At 36.2% G+C, this 5,337-nt stretch carries 4 protein-coding genes; all 4 read left to right on the top strand.

Annotated elements, in window-relative coordinates; all coding sequences use genetic code 11:
* On the top strand, positions 1 to 1,997 hold a 1,997-nt coding region (locus HN459_03715), incomplete at its 5' end, for a S8 family serine peptidase (protein MBT3478551.1).
* 278 nt (positions 1,998 to 2,275) lie between these two features.
* On the top strand, positions 2,276 to 3,175 hold the full coding sequence (locus tag HN459_03710) for a hypothetical protein (protein ID MBT3478550.1): 900 nt from the start codon (positions 2,276 to 2,278) through the stop codon (positions 3,173 to 3,175).
* A 207-nt stretch (positions 3,176 to 3,382) separates the two neighbouring features.
* Complete coding sequence (locus HN459_03705; GenBank protein ID MBT3478549.1) at positions 3,383 to 4,390, top strand: hypothetical protein; 1,008 nt, start codon at positions 3,383 to 3,385, stop codon at positions 4,388 to 4,390.
* Positions 4,391 to 4,513: 123 nt separating this feature from the next.
* The coding region (locus HN459_03700; GenBank protein MBT3478548.1) for a fibronectin type III domain-containing protein at positions 4,514 to 5,337 on the top strand (824 nt) is incomplete at its 3' end.

The raw sequence follows: 5,337 nt of genomic DNA, 5'->3' as shown, positions 1-5,337 counted from the left end.
TATATTTGGTTGGAGTCGGGATTGTTTGTTTTAGTCTTCTCCAGGCTCAGATTGAGGTGAAATCTGTTGGAGATAATAAGTATGGAAAATGGGGCGAAAGATGGTACACTAATGCTGATGGCAGGAAAGGCGACCAAGTGGATGTCAGGCACATTATCGTAAAATTTAAAAAAGGAAATACAATCAAAGGATTCAATTTCTCAAAATTTGGTTTAAAACATTTAAAAATAGTTAGAGGTCCCTACGCTGGAGGGTTCTACGAATTATTAGTTCCGGAGAATCAAAACGCATTTGATAATGGAAAAAGATTATATAATACTAAAGCTTTTGAATATGTATTTATGAATACTTATTCTAGACTTTCGACACATGAGACGCCTAATGATGATTACTATTCTCAGGAATTGCATTGGAATTTGGAGAGAATAAAAATGCCCGAAACATGGGATATTACAACGGGTTCAAATAATGTTACGGTTGCGGTAGTTGATGTTGGTGTTGAATATTCACATCCTGATTTAGTTAATAATATCGGGCCTGGTGGTAAATGTTTTACTATGGGTTGTGAGGATGAAGCACCTGAAACGGGATACTACCATGGTACAGCCGTTGCAGGTATAATTGCCGCAGGATTAAATAATGGGATAGGTGTTTCAGGAATGGCTGGTGGTTGGGGCACGAGTGGTGTAAAAATAATGGCATTAAGGGTTGGACCAGATCCCTTTACGACTGGTGGTGGTATCAGTAACAGTGCAGCCGCAGAGGCCATTGAATGGGCAGCGGTAGAAAAAAATGTAAAAATAATTAACGGTAGTTTTAATTCAAAAACTATTCATGCTGATTTAGGTGCAAGTATTGATATCGCTGTGGCAGCAGGTGCTTTAGTTGTGTTTTCATCTGGGAATGCAAATTATAGTACAAATGTACAATTCCCTGCCAATAAACCAAATGTAATTGCAGTTGGAGCAACTACAAAACTTGATATTCGAAAAAAGGATGGTGATGGTGCTGACCCAAATTATTTGCCAGGAGATTGGGAGAGCTGTTATGGTAATGAATTAGATGTCGTGGCGCCGGGTGTATCTATTCCAACAACAGATCTTGTTGGAATAGATGGGAAAAGCAGCGATAATTACTATCCATATTTCAACGGTACATCCGCAGCCGCACCCCATGTTGCAGCATTAGCGGCTTTATTACTTTCGGTTGACCCAACACTTACAAACACCGAATTAGGAAATATTATACGTAATACAGCAGATAAAGTACCTGCCATGAACGGTAGTAATTATACACAAGAATATGGCTATGGCCGTATTAATGCATATTCAGCCTTGTTATCAATAACTCAAACAGCACCTTCTGCTCCTACCAATCTCATCATTACCAACCCTACTCATTACGGGAATCACCCAGATCTTCAATGGTGGGCAAGTTCAGGGGCCACTTCTTATAATGTTTACCGTCAGGAGAGTTACGCTCCGCCTTGGGACTTAATTGGCAGTACAACATCCACAACATATACAGATGACGAAGTATTTATATTAAATCAATATTACTGGAATTCTGATGAATATATTTATCAGGTTAAAGCTGTTAATAATGTGGGAGAATCATCCCCCTCTAATACTGCTTCAGTCTGGGGCGAAAGTTATTATAAACAAAGAGATGAATTCGCCAATAAAATCAATCCTATTCCCGAAGCCTATGCTTTGGATGCGAATTACCCCAACCCCTTCAATCCCATAACCACAATTAAATATGAGTTGCCGGAAGCCAGTTCTGTCACACTTGTCATTTATGATTTGAGGGGCAATGAAGTAACTCGTTGGACTAATGGGAATGAATCTGCAGGCTATAAACGCAAAACCTGGAATGCCACGGATAAGAATGGTAACAAAGTACCGGCTGGTATTTATTTGTTTAAGTTGACTGCTAAATCAAAAGAAAGTGGGCAGATTTTTACTGAAACGCTTAAGATGGTACTTTTGAAATAGGTCATGACAAATTTAATCCTTTTGGCTCTTTTTAAAGAAAGGATATTGCATAATCTTGAGAGCAAAAAATGAATAAAATGAATAAGTACATTTACTTATGCAAATATAGGGTGTTTACTCTATTGTATAATTCTTGGTTCGGTATGTAATATTCATACGTCATGTTTATTCACAAGCGATTAATCATCTCCACAATCATTTTTTCAACTCTATTTATTTTTGATTCATGTAATAAAACCCCAGTCGGCCTCATTGATTTGAATGATGGGGATTATATAATGTTCATTAGAAATACAAATAAAAATAGTGAAATATGCGTGATGAGGTCCGATGGTACGGATTTAAAGGTGATTACCAGTTCGAATAAAGATAAACATGGAATAAATGCTGTAAATTATTGGGGTGGGCGTTGGAGCCCTGATAAAACCAAAATAATTTTAAGATCATTTCCAAATGAGATAAGTGACTATTATCCCATGTATTTAATCGATTTGGATAATCCTTTAAAACGCACCCGATTAGATGAAGAAGGGCATGAATTTGTCTGGTCACCAAGTAGTACACATATCTATTATATTACAAATCAACCATGGATGAATAGTACGGAGATTAAAAAACTGGATATTTTTACCGATGAAAAAGATGTGCTTTGGATCGAGGGATATGAGGGTTTCAATCCATTAATAAATTATTGGTATCATTTATTTGACATTAGTTCAATTAATGTATCATCTTTTTTAATGCACCAGCAACGAATAACTTATGATACGATGGGAAAACTAAATATTGGTGAACAGGATTTGATATTATTTAATGTACTTGCTGAAGAAAAAAAGTATTTAGCAAATTTTAATTTTAATGACCAGAGTGTGAGGTTATCTCCGGATGGGAACTATATTGCCTATATGATCCCAAGTGATGACGTTGAAGGAGGACAAATTCACCTTATGACAGTTGAAGGAGATAGTCTTAAGCGGCTTACAAGTGGAGAAAATAGCTATTGGTATGGTCATTTAGCCTGGTCCCCTGATGGCACCCAAATAACCTATTCAAAAATAAAACAAAATACAGGGGGTATTAGTCCTAAGGAGATTTATGTTTTAGACTTAGTAACGGGAATTGAAACAAGGTTGACGGAAAATGATACTTATAATAATATTGTGATTGATTGGCGGTAGGGTCCTTTCACTTTAAAATAATAGGAGATAATCATGAAAAGCAAACGAGAGATTAAATGCGCTGTTATTGGGCTCGTTTTGGGTTTAGTCATTGTAACCGGGATATCATACGGTCAACATGATTGGGTCGATTCAAAATCGATTGATCAACATGATATTAAAATAAAATATAACCCCAAAACAGGTTTTCCAGAGAGAGTGAAGGGATTGATTGGAAATTTCAATAGATATGGAATGATTTCTGAAATAAATATCAAAGGGCTCTCAAATACATTCATTAAGGAAAATAAGGGGATATTTAAAATAAATCCCAGTACTTTAAAACTCGAAAGAGCCGAGAACCGAAAAGGTAAGTGGCATATTAGTTTTGTGCAAATTGTTGATGATATTCTTGTCTTTGGCTCAAAATTTGGCTTTACTGTTTCAAATAACGGAAATGTACAATTGGTTGGGATTAAATATTTCCCTGACGTAAAAATGAGTACTGTTCCAAGCCTTGCAAAGGAAAATGTTTTGGAAATAGCTGTGAATAGATTTCTGAAATTAGAACAAACCGATACTCTTGTAGGAGAACCTGACATTGAATTGATTATTCTCCCAATTGAAAATGATAAAAATTTTACTTATTTCCTTGCATATCATATTCGTTTAATGTCCGGCCATTGGGCGGAATCAATTTTTATAGATGCAAATAATGGTTCAATAATCAAACAGTACCCTGAGGTAAGTGAATTCTATAATGTCACAGGCAGGCTTCAACAATATTATTGGCCACGTGATTATTATGAACCTAAAGTATTAGCTCCTGTAGGACTGAAGTCAAGAACATTAATAACAACATTTTTGGGTGAATTCCCTAATTTTGAGATTTGGATGGATCTTACAGATGAAAATGGATATTACTCTATATACATTGAAGATTTCCCCCCTTATGATTTAAATCTCCTATTAGGCAATGGAAATATGGAAATCACCGGTGCAGGGAACAATTTGATGAGAAATGTAACATTAAATGGTTATAACTATAATTACACCTGGGAAATGGATAATTCTCCAAATACAACCAGTAAAAACATTGGTATGAACGTTTGGTGGCACTTATCTAAGGTTATGGATTTTTTTAGTGAACCTCCATTTAATATCATGGTTGGACCTGTTGCGGTAGGTATAAACGGTGGGTCGAGCGTTACAGGCCAGGCGATAGGAACTACCTAAATTGATTATGGTACTTCGAATAATGTATTTTGGGGTGGTGTAAGTGATGTTTCCTATCACGAATATACACATTTAGTTTTTAACAAAATTTATAGTTCATATCAACCATATAATTTTGAATTTATGGCAATTGATGAAGGAATAGCCGATTATTTTGCATCTGCAATTACGCTTGATCCTCAACATGGTTATTTAAGTATATTTCCTCAATTTATTACAACAAGAGAAAGGAGTTTGCAAAATAATCTGAAGTGGTTTGGGGAAGAATTGAATCCATATTCTGACGTACATATATTAGGGACTATTATTGGAGGGGCATGTTGGGATTTAAGAGGTCTCATTGGTGATGATAGCTTCGTTAATGAGTTGGTGTTTGATGCTTTACAATACGAACCTTTGGCTTTTACATTTGAACAATTCGCTGATAATATTGCCTTAGCTGACGATAATGATGGCAATATATTTAATGGTACTCCGAATTACGCTTCAATAAAGCAGGCTTTTCAAACTAACCATGGTATTCCTGTAGTAACGCTGTTATCAACATGCCCAACATGTCCCGCTACACCCACAGGGTTAAGCATGACAAACCAAGGCTCAATAATGCAGAACCCCCAATTAACGTGGAATGGAAGTTCCGACGCGACATCTTATAATATTTATCGATGTGAGGGGTATTACAACCCGTGCACATTTCAAGTTATTGGATCTACGTCTAATACTTCATTCATCGATTTTGGCGTATTTATAACAAGTCAGGCTGTGGCAACTGGGAATTATATATACAGGGTAAAAGCAGTGAATAGCAATGGTATGTCCAGTTATTCGAATATAGTGTCTACTTGGGGTGAAACCTTTTTAAAAATGAGGGATGAAATAACAAGTATAAATGAACCAATTCCGGGAACATATGCTTTGAATGCGAATTACCCCAACCCCTTCAACCC

This window comes from Candidatus Neomarinimicrobiota bacterium (assembly GCA_018647265.1).
Lineage (GTDB): Bacteria > Fidelibacterota > Marinisomatia > Marinisomatales > TCS55 > TCS55.
This window is presented reverse-complemented; position numbering and strand designations above follow the sequence as displayed.

What these genes read in the sequence shown, in the direction of transcription:
- HN459_03710 (MBT3478550.1), top strand. Translation starts at nt 2,276, where the DNA reads ATGTTCATTAGAAATACAAATAAAAATAGTGAAATATGCGTGATGAGG.